Source organism: Parabacteroides acidifaciens (assembly GCF_003363715.1).
Classification (GTDB): Bacteria; Bacteroidota; Bacteroidia; order Bacteroidales; family Tannerellaceae; genus Parabacteroides; species Parabacteroides acidifaciens.
The window spans coordinates 13489-31058 of the sequence record NZ_QREV01000037.1 but is presented as its reverse complement, the minus strand read 5'-3'; the positions used below and the strand labels follow the sequence as shown (position 1 = coordinate 31058).

Below are 17570 nucleotides of genomic sequence, written 5' to 3'. Positions count from 1 at the left end.
TGTTTGTTTCTTTTATTCCGATTTAATCGTTTCCGCCGGATTGGTCCGTGCCGCCCGGATTGTCTGATACAATACCGTACATATAATAATGATAGTTGTAAACAGGATGATTGCTATATACATCCAGGGCTGCACACTGCTCCGGTAAGCATACTGCTGTAACCAGTTTTGCATGAACAGCCAGGCGAGCGGTAGGGCGAGCAGGTTGGCTATCAGTACAATGGCCAGATATTCCCGGAAGAACATCTCGACGATCGTCCGGGCCGAAGCTCCCATTACTTTCCGGACGGCAATCTCTTTTCGCCGCTGTTCCATATTACTGGACGAAATAGAGTAAAGTCCGAAAATGGAGATCAGTGTACAGAACACGGCCAGCAACGTGAACAGTTGCAGACTGGCATTCTCGGAGGTGCTGAGCTGATCGAGTATCTGGTTTATGGACTGCACTTCGCAAGTAGATGGGTCGCCTTGCTTGGCGTGCTTCTTAAAGACATTCCGAATCGCCTTGATCGCCGCTTTTTCTTTTCCGGATTCGGTACGGGCATAATAAGCATAACTGGTCCATTTGCTACCATCAATCACGATGACTTGTGGCAGGATCGGGTTTCGCAGGCTGGCTGACTGAAAGTCTTTGATAACACCGACGATTTCCATTTCTGCACGCCCTCTTGTCCCGTCGCTATAGGTGGAGTAGTCCCATACGCTGATTTTTTTCCCGATCGGATCGCCCACATTCATGATGCGGGCGGCTTCTTCATTGATAACTGCTTTCGTACAGGGGAATCTTGGGTTGTGTCCCGATATCATGTCAGCTTCATCGACAAACCGGCCTTTTACTATCGGTATGTCGAATACTTCGGGGAAGTTACTGCCGACTTGGAGCACCTGGAAGTTCGGAGCGAAATCCAATGATTTGCCATCCCATTCAACCTCGTTCTGAGTCTGTGGTTCATGCGTGATAGAGAATATCCCGGCCTGCGTGAATCCTTTTAAAATGGCGAGCGTCGATATCTCCCGACTTATGCCTTCCCGGTCGTTGAATGTCATTGCAAGTTGAATCAAACCATCCTTTTTGAACCCCAAGTCTTTATGCTTCATAAAGGAGATTTGCCGGGACATGATAAACGTGCTCATCAGGAAGAAAATACAGATGCCCAACTGGAGTGTCATGCTTGTTTTACGGAAAGTACTTTTCCGGGTAGGTGCAATACCCCCTGAAACCAGTAGGGAAGGAGTCCGGACGAAGCGCAGGAAAAGTGGCAGGCAGATTCCTGTCAGCAAGAGCCAGCTAAGACCGGTGATGATACATAAATGGCTGAGCAGTACATCCTGCTGCAATGTCGTCTCGAAGATACGGGAGAACCCTCCGGCTGTTATTTCCAACAGGCAGCAGGCAAGCAGAAAACTGATCCAGACGAGTAGTGTCAGTTCCAATAACAATTGGAAGATCATATTCTTTTTGTCCGCCCCGATTGCGTTTCTCAGTTTCATTTCTTTGTTTCGTAAATAGATACGGTTGAGAAGCAGGTTTGTGAAGTTAAAGAATACGCAGAGCAGCAAGAGTAGCCCGGTAATCGTGAAAGTCCGGATATAGGAGAGGTTGAAAGTCAATTCGCTTCCGAACGTATGGCGGACCTCCGTCAGGCGTGCCAGCTTCAGCCGTAAAGAGCGGTTGTAATCGTGTTCGCTTATATAAGCGTTGATCTTTTTCTCGAATGCCTGGATGTTGGTCGTGGGTTCCAGCATCAGATATATTATTGTGCTTTGTTGCTTCCATTGCATCTCTTCTGTGATACGGTTTTCCCGTTCGTGGTCGAATTTGTCGAGCTCGTACACATCGGTTTGCATCATTGAGTTTTTAGGGGCATCTTCGAGGACGGATACGATCGTAATATGTTCACGGTATCCGTTCCGTAGTGTTTTACCTAAAGCCTCTTCCGGTGTTTTGAAATACTTCACTGCAAAAGAGCGGGTCAAAGCTATTTCATCCAGTGTTTTCAGGATATCGTCTTTCTTGCCGCAAATCACCGGGCGCGGAAAGAAATGAAAATACTGTTCATCTATAAACTCTTCGTCCGGGTCTTCGAGCCTTGTCTTTCCGTAGTGGAAAGTCGAGCCGAATTTGGAATAGATCTGTGTCGTCTCTTTCACTTCCGGAAAATCCTTTTTCAGTTTCCGTGCCAGTATAAGTGGCAACTGTTCTACCTTCTTCCCGGTTTGTTTATCTATCCCGTACACTCTGTAAATATTGGAAGCCTGTGGATAGAATCCGTCATAAGAGGTCTCATACCGATACCAGTTCCAGCCATAAGTAAAACAGATCAGCCCGATAGCTAACCCGACGATACTGATGATTGACTGAACCTTATATTTTAACAGATTACGAAATGCAATTTTAATGTAGTGTTGTAATAGCATGGTCTAATAATTTATTCGTTCTTAATCGCTATCGCCGGATTCATCCGTGCGGCTCTCCGGGTTTGCCATATCAATGTAAGCAGGGAAATACTACCTGTAATCAGTATGGCGACGGCAAACAACCACCAGGATATACTGGCTTTGTGTGCAAAGTTTTCCAGGTATTTGTGGATGGCGAGCCAGGAGACAGGAGTTGCTATGACAAATGCGATAGCGAGCAGCTTATAGTATTTTCGGAGCAGCATTTGCATGATGATGGCTGTAGTTGCCCCGTTGACTTTGCGGATGGCTATTTCCCGGTAGCGTTGCTGTACATCGAACAGCGATAGTCCGAACAGCCCCAATGAGGAGATTAGGATTGCAATCAATGCAAATGCCGTATAGATACTGGTTACTTTCTTGTCTTCTTTATAAATGGCTTTTATCTCATCCTCTGCAAAAGAATAGATAAATTCGCCTCCGACAGTTTCTTCATGCAGTTTTTGCAGGAAAAGGATTGCTTCCTGCCGCTTGCCCGGAACGATATGTGCCGTCAAACGGCTATAAGGATATCCTATGTCGTAAGCGAAAACGAGCGGAAGTGTGGCCTGAGACAGATGTCCGATTTGAAAATCTTTAACTACACCGACAATGTTATAAGCGGGATTCTTATCCATATCCGGCATATCGGAGCTCCACCATAATCTGTTTTCAGGTTGTAATTTGGCTGTAGCAATATCGGTAATGCCAAAAGTCTTTTTTGCTGTTTCGTTAATAATCAGGTCATATGTGCCGAAATGGTCGATAGAGTCGTTCCAGTTGCGTCCTTCAACTGTTTGAAGATCGTATATCTTCATGTATCTTTCGTCTACGGTGTTATAAACAACCATTTGCTTTTTCCCCTGAAATTCGAATTGTATATTTGGTTCTCCATATTCGTAAGGACTTTCTCCGTAGGCCCAAGCTGTAAACAAAGGAGATTCATTCATCTTTGTCGTGATGATATTGTCGAGTTGTTTTTGTTTCTCATTCTTTGCAGTTGCTTGTTCGTAGGTGTCATCCAGGGCATAATTACTACGGAGGAATTGAGTTTTGATGATATCTTTCGTTTGGTATCCATTGTCGTAGTTCAACATGAAATGCAATTGTTTGATGAAAAACAACGATACGATAATGAGCGAGATCGATATGCCGTATTGGATAATCAGGAAAAGGCTTCTTGAAAGGACCGAGTTACCTTTTTTGCTGACGGATTGTAATGACCGGATAGGAGTGCTGTACCCATATTTGAAGAAAGGATAAGAGGCTGTCACTATCGGAAGAAGCACGATTAAGATAAGCATCAGTGAAAGATTCAGCCGCCAATCGTTTGATTGGGATATTCCCCATTGATTACTCAAATAATTTTGTGTCAACTCGATAAATACCCATCCGACGAAAAGGGCGCAAGCTATGATAAATATATTTTCTATGTAAATCTGTCCGAACAGATGGAAACGTTTAGCTCCGAATACCTTTTTCATTCCGAATTCACGTGACCGTTTTTGTATGAGTACCGTGTAAATATTCGTGAAGTTGACGAATCCTATGATCAGGATTAAAAGAGTGACGATCGATAGTATTTGGATATTTGTCTTATTCCCTTTGTTGAATAAATTGAGATCATGTATGGTGTGGTCGAAGTATATTTTCTTCATGGGGAAGAACTGGTACTGTTGGTAGCGGTCTCCAGCTTTCATATACATATAATAATCCAGTCGTTTGTTTATCTGTTTCAGGTCACTTCCCGGATAAAGCAGAGCGATACTTTGAGGCATTCTTGACCACTTTTTCTGCATCGATTCAGATATGAGTATGTCGAAATGCAGCGTGCTTTTTCCTGCAGGAGTCCCGATGATCCCTTCGATTGTAACAGGATTCCCGAATGTGAAAGATATCGTTTTGCCGATCGGGTTCTCATTCCCGAATAGTTTTTGTGCCATTTCCCGGGTGATTACGGCACTTTCCGGTTTAAGCATCAACGTTTTTCTGTTTCCGGCGAGAACAGGAAAATCCAGTATTTGCAGAAAGCTGGTGTCTACAGCGAATAGGTCTGCTGTGAACTTCCTGTTTTCAGAGTAGATATCATATTGCTGCATGGGGATGAATGTCGTGCTTTGTTCAATCGCAATATCTTCTAACGGCTCCTTGTAATCGGGTTCGTTATTCATATTGGAGCTACCGGAAAAACGTATCATCGGGGAATTCTGATATTGGAGCGTCGTAAAATACAGGCGGTCCAAATGTTTGTGGAAATGATCGACAGTCGTTTCCTGATAAATATATCGGGATAAAGTAATGACACACGCCAGACTCAGCGCCAACCCCATAATGTTGATGGCACTGTAAAGTCTGAAACGTGTCAGCGATCGTAATGCTAATAGTATAATTTTCATTTGTAGAGATTCGTTTATTTCAAAATCAATTCTTCCGCGTCGCCAAAGGTACTATATCCCGTGACAATCACCTTGTCGCCCGGTTGGAGGCCGCCGGTTATTTCGTATTGCTGCGGGTTTTGTCGGCCGATGCTGATCGGGGTCTTGCGGGCTTTTGTGCCGGATTCGTTCAGCTTGTAGATCCATTGTCCGCCGGTGGTCTGGAAGAAATCGCCACGCGGGATGACAAGGGCTTCTTCCGGTTGTCCCAGCTCGATCTGGACACGGAAGCTTTTGCCGATGCGGACATTTTCGGGGCTTGCCTCGGTAAAGACCAGGTCGACATCGAAGTTACGGTCTTTCACCTCCGGAACGACTTTGGTGATCCGCAGCGGGAACTTCTTGCTCTGCCAGGTGATGGTGGCGGGAAGCCCGGTTGTGATCCGGTCGATATAATATTCACTGAGGGAGGTGTGTATCTTGAACTGGTCGAGCACTTTGACCTCTGCGATCGCTTCAGTGCTTTGCACCTGCTGGCCGGGCGTCACTTTGACGAAGCTGAGCTGGCCGGAGAGGGGAGCGCGGACAATCAGGTCTTCCATGCGCTCCCGGGCGCGGTCGAACTTCTTTCGTTCCCGTTCGAGGTCGTTCTTCATCAATTCCCGGCGTAGGATGGTGGCGGCGCTGTCGTGGCGGAGGCCTTCCAGTTGCAGGGCGGTACTGCGGGTCTTATAGTCGAACTCGTCGCGGGCTACTTCTAACTGCGCCTTGCTTTTGACACCCATGTGGAATTCCTCCTCGTCGAGGGCATAGCTTTTCTTGAGGCGGTTCAGTTCGTAGGTTGTCTCTAAGGTCTTTTGTTGCAGGTCGATGCTCTTCTGTTCCATTTCGATCTCTTTCTCCTGGTAGGAGATCAACTGCTTTTCCCATTCATCCTGCTGATCCTCGATGGTGCGGATCAGATCGGGATTGCTGAGGGTCAGTATCGTGTCTCCCTTGCTCATCATTGTTCCTTCTTCGGCAATGATACGGTCTACGCTGCCAGCCTCGCGGGCATTGATCTGGATGGTAAGGATGGGCTGAACGACGCCTTCCACATCCACATATTCCAGGAATTTGTCGCTGGTGGCTTCACCGATAATCAGGTTCTCGGCTTCGGTACGGAGTTTTCTGCCTCCCGATGCGGCGATCCCTACATAAACAAGAAGGGCAACAAAGGCGACTCCTCCGGCAATATGCCAGCGGTAGCGGTAATAAACGGGTTTCTTAGCAATAGGTTTATCCATTGTATGTTGTTTTTATTTTAGCAATAGTTCATAATCCTCAACAATCGGAATCTGCTTCTCGAAATCGTAGCCCGTCAGGCTGCGGAGGCCATAATAAAGACTCCAGTAATTATACAAGGCCGAGATATACGCCCGGCGTGAGTTATCCTTTTCTGAGATGGCGGCATTCAGGTCGAGGATACTTGATTTACCGAGCAGATAAAGCCGGCGGGCCACGTCGTTGCGGCGTTGTGCCGTCTGGTCGGTTTTCTCTGCAATCATGACTTTGTTGGCCTGCAGGTTGAATTGCTTGACCATCTTGGCGACATTCAGTTCGAAATCCATCCGTTCCTGTTCCAATTGGGTATAGACCTTGTCACGGTTGCTTTTGGCCACCTTGACCCGTCCTTTTCCTACGCCCCAGTCCAGGATCGGAATACGGATGCCGAGTGTCACTAACTGTTGGTCCATCGGGTTGCGGTAGGACTCTTTCAGTTTCTCGTTGCTCTGTGTCAAACCGAACTGGGCGTATAGTTCGGCTTTGAATCCCCGGTTGGCTTTTGCTTCGGCAACGGAGCTTTCGCTTTCCAGGCGGCGGCGTTCGAAAGCGCTGATATCCGGATTGTTCTGGAAAGCTAATTGCATGGCCTCTTCGACGTTGACCGTGAAGCGGGGAATGCTGTCGTCCGGGATTACCGCCAGCGTGATGTTTTCCGAAATACCTAAGTAGCTGCGTAGCGACTGGATGTAATCGTCCACGTCTATCTGCGCGTTCAGGCGGTTGGTCTGCTCGGTCAGCTTGTTGAGTTCGAGTTGGAGCATTTCGTTTTCAGTAATTGTCCCGATGTTGTAACGTCCTTGCGCGTAGCGGTAGAGCGTGTCGGCATATGCAAAATTATATTCCGCGATTTCTAACGAGGTCTGTGCGCTTGCCAAGTTGAAAAAGCGGTTGGTTGTGTAGGCGGCTACCAGTTCGAGTGTTTCGATGTAAGCTTTTTTCGCTTCTTCGAATTTAATCGGCTCGATCCGGCGTTCCCATTTGAGGTCGTTGTAACCAAACAGGTTTTGTTCATATCCGATGACCACCGGAGTACTTTTATATGATGAGACGTTGTCGGTGAACATATCTAACCGTTGGAGTCCGGTCTTCAGTAACACCGTACCGCCTGTCAGGGCGATATTCTGCTGGATTTCCAGCCCGGCGTCGACCGACAATTGGTTCCGGTGTACGAATTTATCACTACCGTCTTCAAGCGTCACCGACTGGATGGAGCGGTTCAGGCTCGGATCGGAAGTCAGCGTCAGGCTTGGCAGCTGTTTGGCCCGGAAAGAGCGCCAGTTCCAGTAAGAGGCCCTGAAAGCATGCCGGGCGGCAATAGCCTCCGGTGAATGTTGGCGCGCCATTTCGATTGCTTCGCTCAATGTCAGGGTAAGTGTTTTCTGCCCCCATAGTTGTAGTGGGAACAATACACATATAAGTATGGATAAAATCTGTTTCATGCCTGATGAAAGACAAATAATGTGCCATACTTGTAAGTGGTTGGCTTTTATGTGAATGAGGAAAATAGTTCGCCTGTTCGTTGTGCATAAGCGCACAATCTACGTGCGGATGTGCACAGGATAATCGTCATTTTCCGATCTCGAACCAAACCAGTTTATCTTCGGGGTCAGAGATACAAGCGTATCCTTTCCCTTCTTTTTCATCGACAGTAAGGCAGGAAATCTGTTTGTCGGTTGTCAGCAATTTAACAGGTTTTCCGGCCCAGTCAATAATTAGAATTTCATATTTTTTGCGGGTGATGCCTTTTATAAGGTAGAGGTATTTTTCCGAACAGACCATATCGTAGATCGCCGGATCGGAGCCGGGCTTGGTTTGGGTTGAAATGAATTCTCCGGAAGTAAAATCGTAGGCATATTTTCCTAATTGTTTTTGGAAAATGCGAATAGGAACGGCAGGGTGTTCCGCCTCGAAACAAAATATTTCCAATACATAGGGAGAACAGCTTGCAAACAAATTCCGGGTAGGATGTTTGGTAAAGAAGGATTGGTGAAACATCGCTTTCGCATTGCTTGGAATCTCATGTTCTTCTTCCCAAAAATCAGGATAATCGCCGAATTCGATGATCGTATCATTCTGTGTCCGGTCCAGCCAGGCATATCGTTTGTTCCACATGCCGGAAAATACGAACTGTGTCTCCGAAAGCGGCAGGAACCGGTCGCTTTTCTGTGGCAGTTGCAGGTCTTTTTGCAGCATGGGCAGGTTGTCGCCTGTGGTAATCGGTTTGAGCGGCAAATGGTTCAGCAGGAATTGCGGACGGCACAGGATATAGAGGTTGTCGCCTGCTATTTGAAGATCAAGTGGTGAATTCAGTTCCCCCGGTCCATTACCGACAGAGACGAGTTTGCGTTCCACTTGATTGCTTTTCAGATTAAAAACCGATACCAGTGTGTCTCCATGAAAATCACTTACCAACAGATGGTCTCCAGTTTTGATGAGTTGTATGGTTAATCCTAATAACTCTGGATATTCAATCTCATGGAAAGAGATCGCTTCTGTTTTTTCAAATCGGTATGGTTCGAATGGTTGACGGCACGAAACAAATAGAAAGAATGAGTATAGGAAGAATAGATATGTTTTCATATTGATAATTTTTAGTGAATCATCATCAATCAAAACAACATCAACTGTTATTTATGCAACAAATATAACTAAAATATTTTTATTATTCCATATTTGTGTTTTTGCACATCGATTTGATTTTTTTTCAGTCTTCTATTGTATGTCACAACCGTATTCTTTCCATGTCACAACTGTCTTCTTTCTGTGTTACAATTGGATTTCTTTTGTGTTACAGCTGTGACATGAATAGCAGGTAAGTATGGAAGAGGCGCACATTCTGTATGACTCACTCTATCTGCCGGGTTGTCCCTTCCTGTACGGCACTATATTCCCATGAAGTGCTGGATTAGTAAACTGCTTTGCAGAGGATCTTGATTCCTACAGGACCTTCCCGCTTTTTATGCAGATACATTGTGCTCTCGCGCACAAAAAACGTGCATAAGCGCACATACATCCCGTTCTTATAATCACTATCTTTGTCGATATTGAAGTGATTGGTAAAATATGAAGAACGGAAAGATTTTAATCATCGATGATAACGAAGATGTCCTCTTCGCCTTAAATCTGTTGTTGGAGCCATATGTCGAACAGGTGAAGGTGACGACACAGCCCGAGCGGATCGAACATTTTATGTCGACTTTCCAGCCGGATGTCATCCTGTTGGATATGAATTTTCGGCGGGATGCAATCAGTGGGCAGGAAGGCTTTTTCTGGCTGGAAAAGATAAAGGCGGCTGATCCGGATGCGGTGGTCCTTTTTATTACGGCTTATGCCGATACGGAAAAAGCCGTACGTGCCATAAAAGCCGGTGCTACGGATTTCATCCCGAAACCCTGGGAAAAAGAAAAACTGTTGGCAACTCTTTCGGCTGCTTTGAAACTGCGTGAAAGCCGTACGGAGGTCAACACGCTGAAACAGCGCGTCGAGGTGTTGGAAAGTTCCGAAGAGACCGGTTTTGAGATTATAGGCGAGAGCGATGTCATGCAGGAACTGTTTGCTACTGTTTCCAAGCTGAAGGATACGGATGCCAATATCCTGATCTTGGGTGAGAACGGAACCGGGAAGGATCTGATTGCCCGCGCCCTTTACCATCATTCTCCCCGAAGCAGCCAGGTTTTTGTCAGTATCGATTTGGGAAGCATCCCGGAACAGCTGTTCGAGAGCGAGCTGTTCGGGTATGAGAAAGGTGCTTTTACGGATGCCCGGCGCGATAAGCCCGGACGTATGGAAGTGGCCTCCGGGGGTACTTTGTTTCTGGACGAGATCGGTAACCTGAGTCTGCCGATGCAGGCGAAACTGTTGACGGCTATCGAGAAAAGACAGATCCTGCGGTTGGGAGCGACCCGTTCCGTGCCGATCGATGTCCGCTTGATTTCCGCGACGAACATGAATATCCGGGAAATGGTGCAGGAAGGGACGTTCCGCCAGGATTTGCTATACCGCATCAATACGATCGAGCTGCATATCCCGCCGCTTCGGGAACGGGGCAATGATATCCTGTTGTTGGCCGACCATTTCCTGAACCGCTATGCCCGCAAGTATAAGAAGAAACTGACGGGGCTTACCCGGGATGCAAAAACGAAACTCCAAAGTTATGCCTGGCCCGGTAATGTCCGCGAGTTGCAGCATGCCATCGAGCGCGCTGTTATCCTGTCGGACGGCTCCATGCTGAAGCCTGAAAACTTTATGCTTCATCCGGCTCCCGTTCATAAAAAAGGGGAACTGTCCGATGAACTGAATCTGAGCGTGCTTGAGAAAGAAGCGATCGAACGCGCCCTGCGCCGTGCCGACGGGAATATCACCCGTGCTGCCGAACTGTTGGGGATTACCCGTTTTGCCCTGTACCGGAAACTGGATAAACTGGGCCTATGAAACGCTATGTTCTTTTTCTGAAAATAGGATTGTTGATATTGTTGTCTCTTTCGATTGCATTTCTGCTATTGAAAGGATTGTATTTTACGGCGGTCATGTGCTTTCTGATTTTGTTGGGTATTGCTTTTTCCCTCTATCTGGATCAACGGAAAATGTTGCAGCGGATGGAGCACCTGATCGCCAATATCAGGTATGGAGATATGAACCTTTCTTTTCCGGTCCCGTCGGCGGGCGGTGCGGAGGCCAGCCTGACGCGTGCCATGAATGAAGCGTTGTCCGCTTTTCGTACCCGTTTATATAATGTAGTGGTGTCGGAGGCGGAAACGGAGGCTTGGCAGAAATTGATCCGGGTTCTCACACACGAGATCATGAACTCGATCGCTCCGATTATCTCTTTGTCGGAGACGGTGACGGAGCGGGCTGCATCCAACGGACTGAATGAGCGGGATTACGGAATCATGCTTCAGGCTATGCAGACGATACACCGCCGGAGTAAAGGCTTGTTGGATTTCGTCGAGAACTACCGGAAACTGACACGTATTCCGGCCCCTACACAGCAACTGTTTCCGATTTCCACCCTGTTCGACGATTTGCGGGGCTTGTATCCTGCCGGAGATGTCTCGTTTTCATTTTCTGTCCGTCCGACTGATTTGCGGGTTTATGCCGACCGCTCGATGATCGAGCAGGTGCTTATTAATTTATTGAAGAATGCAGCCGAAGCCTGTAAAGATTGTTCCTTTCCGGAAGTACGGGTGAATGCTTTCAGGCGTGAAGGGGTTCCGGTTATCACCGTTTCCGACAATGGCTGCGGTATCGTGCCGGAAGCGATGGATAAGGTCTTTGTCCCGTTCTTTACGACTAAGCAGGGAGGTTCGGGCATCGGTCTGAGCGTTTGCCGGCAGATCATGAACCGCCACGGGGGAAGTATTACCGTTGTTTCGGAAGAAGAGAAAGGGACGACTTTTACCTTGCAATTTCCCCAAACCCGCGTCCTGTAGGAACGGTTTACGGATAGCCTTTACGAGAGATATTGGTTGATGAGGTTTTTCAGCTCTGCCGGTTTGATCGGTTTTGCTGCATATCCGTTGAAGCCGCTTTGCTTTACCCGTTGTTCGTCTTCGGCGAAGGCGAAAGCGGTAACTGCTATGATCGGGACATGCGGGTCTTCTTTTCTTATCTCGGCAGTCGCTTCATACCCGTCCATATTCGGCATTTTAAGATCCATCAGGATCATATCCGGCTGGTGTTCACGATATAACCGGACCGCTTCACATCCGTCATGGGCGTGCAGTAAATTGTAGTCTTTCAGGACTGCCTGAATCAGAATATAGTTACTTTCGTTGTCTTCGGCAATCAATAACGTCGCTTTTGTAGGAGTTTCGCTTGCAGGTTCCTCTGTCTTTTCCTCCACTTCTTTTTTAGGCTGTTTTTTTACGTTGAGAATGATCGAATCGGGCAGCGTGAACCAGAAGGTCGAACCTTTTCCGAATTCGGATTCCACACCGATCTCGCCGCCTAATTTCTTTATAATCATCTGGCAGATTGCAAGCCCCAAGCCTGTTCCCTGTGCAAAACTGTTCAGTTTGACGAAACGGTTGAAAACCATATCTATTTTTTCAGACTCGATGCCGCATCCGGTATCGGTAACATAGAATCGCAGTTTGTTGTCTTGGCGACGGTAACCGAACCGGATACTGCCCTCTTCGGTAAACTTAATGGCGTTGTTGATGAAGTTTGTAACAACCTGTGCTAAGCGGTTCTTGTCCGTCATGATTACACAGTGAGGCATTTTCTCGACAAAGGAAACCTGTACGCCCTCGGATGCTTTCAGGCGGGAGGATTGTTCGATGTCGGATAATAACGCGTTAATATCCACCTCCGAATCGATAAATTCCAATGTCCCGGCTTCAATCTTGGCCACATCCAGAATGTCATTGATCAATTGGAGGAGCAGCTCGTTGTTACTGCTGATGATATTGATATATTCGTCCCGCTCTTCTTCGTTCTCTGCGATTGTCAACAGATTGGAGAAACCGACGATGGCATTCAGCGGCGTACGGATTTCGTGGCTCATGTTGGCGAGGAATGCTGATTTCAGGCGGTCGGATTCTTCCGCCTTGTCTTTTGCTTTCCGGAGCTCGATTTCATCTTCTTTCTGTTTCTCGATCAGGATCAGCAATCTGTTTTTCAGTTTGCTGGTGCGCAAATAGTAGTAGAGCACCATGATCAGGAACAACAACAAGACGACGGAAATGATTAACAGGATTTCAAATTTATATTGCACGAACAATCCTACTTCCGTATTGATCAATACGGAATGGGGTGGCAGACTTTTTGTCGCGATCCCCCGTTCCTTTAATTTTTTAGCATCAAACGTATATACGTTGGGAATCGTTTCCGGATTGAACTTGGCCGATCGATTCGCTAAAACATGTACGGCCTGATGGGCCAGGTCTTTTCCGATCGAACGGTATTTAGGTATATAGCCACCGATTGCCCAATGGCTTAATCCGATGGATGTCAACGAAAATGCCGGGACTTTCGGATTGGCGAGCATCATGGTGTAGGTGGCGTTTCCGACATAATACCCGTCATTTACATCCACACGCCAGGTACCCAAAAGAATGGCGCTTTCCGAAGGTAGGCGTTTGATTTCCTCGATGATATTATAAATGTCGTTTTTCCGTCCGTCCAGCGGGATGAAGTCTATACCGTCTATCCGGCTGATTTCTTTTTTGACTAAGGCTTGAAGGGAAATGCCTCCGTAACTGTTGTCGGTAACCAAGGCAATATGTTTCGTGCTCGGATACAACTTGCGGACCAGCTCAACGTTTGCTTTAATATCATAATTGTAGACGAATCCGCCTAAGTTCTGCTCTTTGCTTTTAAGCTCATCTATATCTACACTTTCGGGGTCCCATTCGGACAGGTTGATGCTGCTGTCAGGCAATAGTACCGCGTTCCGGCTGACCATGCCGCATAAGATCGGGATATTCCGTATGCTGCTGTCGTCTAACGAAAGATAGGAGGCCCACCCTTCCTGTCCGAGGATTACGATCAGCTTAGGCTTGTTTTCCCCCTGGTATTTCTTCAGCAGGTTCTCCATCCTTGCTTTCCAGAGGGGAGCTTCGGGGAGGCTCTTGCAGTTCATGTTTTCGATTACAACAGGCGAGGTCCCGCCAAGCTGTTTGTATTCTTCCATGAACTCGGAAATATTTTGTGTCGTATTGCGGGTATCCGGATTGTAGGAGCTGATAATTAAAATAGGATTACTATCATCAGCATGAACTTGGCATGTGAAGAGTAAACTAATGACCATGAAAAAGAATCGCCACGTTTGTTTTATGTAGTAATCCGATGATTTATTCATGAAATAAAGATTGTTCTGAAACTCCTAAATTAATCTTTTGGGAATTCGTATGCAAAAATAAAAATTATTTGATATAACTAAGCATAAATCAGAACATTTTAAAGTTCTATCATAAGGCCGATACTGGGCAGGAGCGTCCCGGTGCGGCGTTCAACCGGTTTTAGTTCATAACGTTGTTGTTCCCGAGGGGCATCCGGATTTAATATTTTGCCAGTTTTAATATATACATCCTGCTCTTTGTATTTTGAATTTAGCACGTTCTGCAAGTCGATATAAGCCCCTATCATAAACTTTTTCAGATAGAATGTTTTGTCTATCCGGATATCCAGTTGGGTAAAAGGCTTCAGGCGTTCACTGTTGAACCGGCTGTAATCATAATAAAGGTTGCCACTGGCATCCCAAGCATCGACAAAACTGCTCTTCTCGACATCATAAGGTGTATAGGGCGCGCCTCCCACTATCCGTAGTTTCGTTCCTATATCCCAATTCCTGGGTAAGGCATAGGTCCCGCTGAAAGTAAAAAGATGGCGGTTGTCCCAGGCGGATGGAATGTATTGGTCACTGCCCCGTCCATCCTTAAATTCGCTTCGGACATAAGTATAGGAGGCAATAAATGTCAATCCCTTATAATTATACCAACGTCCCATCAGTTCCATCCCGTAAGCTCTTCCGGTTGCAGTAGAATTGACGGCTTCATTTCCCAGTACGCCGTAATCGGTCCCTTTTGAGGCAAGCGGAATACTGTCGGTCAGTGACATCGGGTAGTGATCATATTTCTTGTAGAATCCTTCCGCCGTAAATTTCAGATAGGAGGAAGGACGATATTCCAATCCGATTCCGGCCTGATCGCTCCGGATATAGCTCAACCGGTTATCCTTGTTTACATAATTACCCTGGTTGTCTTTGAATCCAAGGACCGTATAAGGGGGCAATTCGTAATATCTTCCTGCGTTTGCATTCAGATAAATGTCTCCGAACAGGCGGTAAGAGAGCGATAGGCGCGGAGAGAGCTGATCCAGCAGGTTGTTCATTTCCGAAGAATATCCGTTGGCATCCGCCCGCACCCCCAAAGATGCCGTAAAGCGTTCGTTATTGCTTTCGTATATAGCTGTAGCATACAGTCCCCATTTCCAGATGCCCAGGTCTGTCTGATAATGGAGTTCCCGGGGGATGGTGGTATATAGTTTCTGAAAAGTTGTGTTTGTATATTCCGAATAATCGATGTTTCCTCCTGCTTGCAACTGGATATAGGGCAAACGGAAGATATTTTCGCTGCGGAACTTATTCTCTATTTCATCCGAGCGGTAATCCAACATTAAGTTTTCAGGTGTGCTTTCATCATTATCCTGATATTTGATGTTTTTATTGTTCATCTGGCTACGGCTTACGATCAGGGAGTGTATATTACGCCCTGAAAAATGTTTGTAAACGGCACCCAATGTGTAAGTCTTTTGTTTTACGACCGGCAGGTAGGCCAGTATGTATTGGTTTTTCTCGCTAAGATCGTCCTTCCCGGTGTTCAGCTTCATGTCGTCAATGGCTCCCAATCCGATAACGGTCAGTTCGTTTTTCTTATTAAAAGCATGTTTGATTTTGAACTGGGCATCCGTAAAAGTCGGAAGAAAGGGTAATCCGATCATGTCGAACAGGAATTGCAGGTACGAACGGCGTATGGAAACCTGGTATGTCGTCTTGTCGCCTATCGGACCGTTTGCCGATAGACCGACATCTGAGGCGCCGACTACTCCCCGCAGGGAGAATTTTTCTTTGTTTCCGTCCTGCAGCTTGAAGTCGAGCACGGAACTGAGCGCATTCCCCCTGGCTGCAGGAAATGCCGCAGAATAGAAATTGACTTCACGTATGAAGTCCGGATTGATGATTCCGACCGGTCCGCCGGATGCCCCCTGTGTAGAGAAGTGATTGATATTGGGGATTTCTACTCCATCCAGAAAGAAACGGTTCTCAGACGGTCCGCCGCCCCTTACCATCAGGTCGTTCCGGAAAGCTGCCGTAGAGGCTACTCCGGGAAAGGATTGTACGACACGCGAGATATCCCGGTTTCCTCCGGCACTTTTCTCTATCTCTTTAAAACCGATAACGCGCAGTCCCAACGGGCTTTCTGCCGTTTTCCGGAACGGGGAGGCGACGATGCTTACTTCCTGCAGGCTCTCACTGGCCGTTTCGAGTTCGACCGGGAAGAAGATATCTTTATTGGCCACGCGGAATTCTGCCGTTACCGTCGGCTTGTATCCGATAAATGAAGCCTGTAGCCGGTAACTGCCCGGGGCAATTCCTGTTATTTCAAAATTTCCGGTGGAATCTGTTGCCGTTCCTTGTGTCGTATTCCAGATAACGACAGTAGCATAAGGTATTGGCTCGCCACTTGCCGCCTCTTTCACGATCCCTTTTATGGAATAATTCTTTTGAGCCTGTATGATCTGAATACAGGTCAGGAATAGTAAGAGAAGAAAGAGTCTTAAATTCATAAGTTGTAGCCAGTCTTACGGGAATTTGTAATAATAGGTTACAAAAGTAATCAATTCTATATTTTTATATCTTTGCAAGATCAAAATAATGACGAAATAAGACGAAAATCAAATGAAGCGGGAATTGCAGCAGACGGCCGACGGCAGCCATACATTATTTATTCCGGAAATGGATGAACACTATCATTCGGTAAACGGGGCGGTGCAGGAATCGCGCCATGTGTTTATTGAGGCCGGGTTGCACCATCATACGGGAAAAGAGCTTGTCGTTTTTGAGATCGGTTTCGGTACTGGTTTGAATGCTTTCCTTACCTTGCTGGATGCGGAAAAGAACGGGCGTGTCGTCAATTATTATTCCATCGAGTTATACCCCCTTGAACCCGGGCTTGTACAGGCTTTGAACTATGGGGAGGTCGTCTGTCCCGAAAAGAAAGAACTGTTCCGTGCTTTGCATGCCGCTGCCTGGAACCGGGAGGTTGCCATTACCGAACGTTTCACTTTACATAAGATACAGGGGGACAGCAATACCTGCGACCTGCCCGAAGGGATCGGCCTTGTCTATTTCGATGCTTTTGCCCCGGATAAGCAGCCGGAAATGTGGAACCAGGAAATATTCGACAAATTGTATGGACATATGGCGGAAGGAGGAATTTTGACCACTTACTGTGCCAAAGGTGCCGTACGCCGTATGATGCAGAAAGCCGGATATTCTGTCGAAAGAATACCCGGCCCTCCCGGAAAACGCGAAATGCTCCGCGCTATGAAATTATAAAAGTGCGTCGATTTTAGAGACGAATGTAGGTTTGGGAGCAGCTCCGACCTGTTTGTCCACTACCTGTCCGTCTTTGAAGAAAAGAACGGTCGGGATGTTGCGGATACCAAACTGTGCAACCACATCGTTGTTGTTGTCTACATCCATTTTGCCGATTGTCACACGGCCTTCATATTCGGTTGCCAACTCGTCGATGATCGGAGCGACCATGCGGCAAGGACCGCACCATTCTGCCCAAAAGTCAAGGACCATAGGCTTACCAGAGTTTACCAACTCTTCAAAATTTGCATCTGTAACTTGTAGTGCCATAATCTTTATATGTATTTAATTTGTTTCTGTTTAGAGTCGCCAAAAGTACAAATTCTTTCTGCATC

11 protein-coding genes are annotated in these 17570 nt (G+C 46.7%); 3 read left to right on the top strand and 8 right to left on the bottom strand.

Going from position 1 to position 17570, the window contains the following annotated elements; all coding sequences use genetic code 11:
- Positions 1 to 12: 12 nt before the first annotated feature.
- From DWU89_RS14170 to DWU89_RS14150, 5 genes are all read right to left on the bottom strand, one after another.
- The gene (locus DWU89_RS14170; RefSeq protein ID WP_115500291.1) at positions 13 to 2418 is read right to left on the bottom strand and encodes an ABC transporter permease; all 2406 of its coding nucleotides are present in this window, start codon (positions 2416 to 2418) and stop codon (positions 13 to 15) included.
- 11 nt (positions 2419 to 2429) lie between these two features.
- Positions 2430 to 4832, bottom strand: a complete 2403-nt coding sequence (locus DWU89_RS14165) for an ABC transporter permease (protein ID WP_115500290.1) — start codon at positions 4830 to 4832, stop codon at positions 2430 to 2432.
- A 14-nt stretch (positions 4833 to 4846) separates the two neighbouring features.
- Entirely contained in the window at positions 4847 to 6097 is a 1251-nt protein-coding gene (locus tag DWU89_RS14160) for an efflux RND transporter periplasmic adaptor subunit (RefSeq protein ID WP_115500289.1), read from the bottom strand.
- Positions 6098 to 6109: 12 nt separating this feature from the next.
- Positions 6110 to 7576 (bottom strand): TolC family protein, encoded by a 1467-nt coding sequence (locus DWU89_RS14155; RefSeq protein WP_115500288.1) that lies wholly within the window; start codon positions 7574 to 7576, stop codon positions 6110 to 6112.
- Between the two features lie 127 nt (positions 7577 to 7703).
- Entirely contained in the window at positions 7704 to 8717 is a 1014-nt protein-coding gene (locus DWU89_RS14150; RefSeq protein ID WP_115500287.1) for a BF3164 family lipoprotein, read from the bottom strand.
- A gap of 483 nt (positions 8718 to 9200) precedes the next feature.
- On the opposite strand from DWU89_RS14150, the gene DWU89_RS14145 reads away from it, so the two are divergent.
- A complete protein-coding gene (locus tag DWU89_RS14145) occupies positions 9201 to 10568 on the top strand; it encodes a sigma-54-dependent transcriptional regulator (protein WP_115500286.1) in 1368 nt (455 codons plus the stop codon).
- Positions 10565 to 11566 carry a sensor histidine kinase gene (locus DWU89_RS14140; protein WP_115500285.1) on the top strand — a complete coding sequence of 334 codons (1002 nt, stop codon included), beginning with the start codon at positions 10565 to 10567 and terminating at the stop codon, positions 11564 to 11566. Before DWU89_RS14145 ends, DWU89_RS14140 begins: the two co-directional genes overlap by 4 nt.
- A gap of 20 nt (positions 11567 to 11586) precedes the next feature.
- Here DWU89_RS14140 and DWU89_RS14135 read toward each other — a convergent pair whose 3' ends face one another.
- The gene (locus DWU89_RS14135; protein ID WP_115500284.1) at positions 11587 to 13938 is read right to left on the bottom strand and encodes an ATP-binding protein; all 2352 of its coding nucleotides are present in this window, start codon (positions 13936 to 13938) and stop codon (positions 11587 to 11589) included.
- 98 nt (positions 13939 to 14036) lie between these two features.
- Entirely contained in the window at positions 14037 to 16424 is a 2388-nt protein-coding gene (locus tag DWU89_RS14130) for a TonB-dependent receptor (RefSeq protein ID WP_115500283.1), read from the bottom strand.
- A 112-nt stretch (positions 16425 to 16536) separates the two neighbouring features.
- Here DWU89_RS14130 and mnmD point away from each other — a divergent pair, with 112 nt between their 5' ends.
- Entirely contained in the window at positions 16537 to 17196 is a 660-nt protein-coding gene (gene mnmD / locus DWU89_RS14125; protein ID WP_115500282.1) for a tRNA (5-methylaminomethyl-2-thiouridine)(34)-methyltransferase MnmD, read from the top strand.
- Here the strand turns inward: mnmD and trxA are convergent.
- Complete coding sequence (gene trxA / locus DWU89_RS14120; protein ID WP_115500281.1) at positions 17191 to 17505, bottom strand: thioredoxin; 315 nt, start codon at positions 17503 to 17505, stop codon at positions 17191 to 17193. The genes mnmD and trxA overlap by 6 nt on opposite strands.
- Positions 17506 to 17570: the final 65 nt, after the last annotated feature.

What these genes read in the sequence shown, in the direction of transcription:
- mnmD (WP_115500282.1), top strand. Translation starts at nt 16,537, where the DNA reads ATGAAGCGGGAATTGCAGCAGACGGCCGACGGCAGCCATACATTATTT.
- DWU89_RS14135 (WP_115500284.1), bottom strand. Translation starts at nt 13,938, where the DNA reads ATGAATAAATCATCGGATTACTACATAAAACAAACGTGGCGATTCTTT.
- DWU89_RS14165 (WP_115500290.1), bottom strand. Translation starts at nt 4,832, where the DNA reads ATGAAAATTATACTATTAGCATTACGATCGCTGACACGTTTCAGACTT.
- DWU89_RS14130 (WP_115500283.1), bottom strand. Translation starts at nt 16,424, where the DNA reads ATGAATTTAAGACTCTTTCTTCTCTTACTATTCCTGACCTGTATTCAG.
- DWU89_RS14140 (WP_115500285.1), top strand. Translation starts at nt 10,565, where the DNA reads ATGAAACGCTATGTTCTTTTTCTGAAAATAGGATTGTTGATATTGTTG.
- DWU89_RS14160 (WP_115500289.1), bottom strand. Translation starts at nt 6,097, where the DNA reads ATGGATAAACCTATTGCTAAGAAACCCGTTTATTACCGCTACCGCTGG.
- DWU89_RS14145 (WP_115500286.1), top strand. Translation starts at nt 9,201, where the DNA reads ATGAAGAACGGAAAGATTTTAATCATCGATGATAACGAAGATGTCCTC.
- DWU89_RS14150 (WP_115500287.1), bottom strand. Translation starts at nt 8,717, where the DNA reads ATGAAAACATATCTATTCTTCCTATACTCATTCTTTCTATTTGTTTCG.
- DWU89_RS14155 (WP_115500288.1), bottom strand. Translation starts at nt 7,576, where the DNA reads ATGAAACAGATTTTATCCATACTTATATGTGTATTGTTCCCACTACAA.
- trxA (WP_115500281.1), bottom strand. Translation starts at nt 17,505, where the DNA reads ATGGCACTACAAGTTACAGATGCAAATTTTGAAGAGTTGGTAAACTCT.
- DWU89_RS14170 (WP_115500291.1), bottom strand. Translation starts at nt 2,418, where the DNA reads ATGCTATTACAACACTACATTAAAATTGCATTTCGTAATCTGTTAAAA.